This window comes from Bacteroidota bacterium (assembly GCA_039821555.1).
Taxonomy (GTDB): domain Bacteria; phylum Bacteroidota; class Rhodothermia; order Rhodothermales; family Rubricoccaceae; genus JBCBEX01.
Map to the genome: position 1 here is coordinate 1 of JBCBNX010000075.1, position 549 is coordinate 549.

A 549-nucleotide genomic window follows, 5' to 3' on the forward strand; every position below is an offset into this window, starting at 1 on the left:
CAGCTCATCCGCTCCTTTTTCAACATCAGTCGGTTCGGACCTCCACTTGGTGTTACCGAAGCTTCATCCTGGCCATGGTTAGATCATCCGGGTTCGGGTCTATAAAAGGTGACTAACGCCCTATTCAGACTCGCTTTCGCTATGGCTCCGTCATTCCCGACTTAACCTGCCAGACCCTATAAGTCGCCGGCTCATTCTTCAACAGGCACGCTGTCATCCGTTTAATCGGACTCCCACTGCTTGTAAGCTCACGGTTTCATGTTCTATTTCACTCCCCTTCCGGGGTTCTTTTCACCTTTCCCTCGCGGTACTTTTCGCTATCGGTCACACAGGAGTATTTAGCCTTACGAGGTGGTCCTCGCTGATTCACACGGGGTTTCACGTGACCCGTGCTACTCGGGATACAGTTAGCCCAACTTCATTTTCGACTACGGGACTTTCACCCCCTATGGTGCATCTTTCAAATGCTTCGTCTAAATCCATTGATACATGTCACTGTCCCACAACCCCAACAACCGGAGTCGTTGGTTTGGGCTGGTCCCCGTTCGC

General features: G+C 51.5%; 1 rRNA gene. It reads right to left on the minus strand.

Annotation, left to right across the window (positions count from 1 at the left end):
• Positions 1–549 (minus strand): 23S ribosomal RNA (locus AAFU51_18930); the annotation flags it as partial.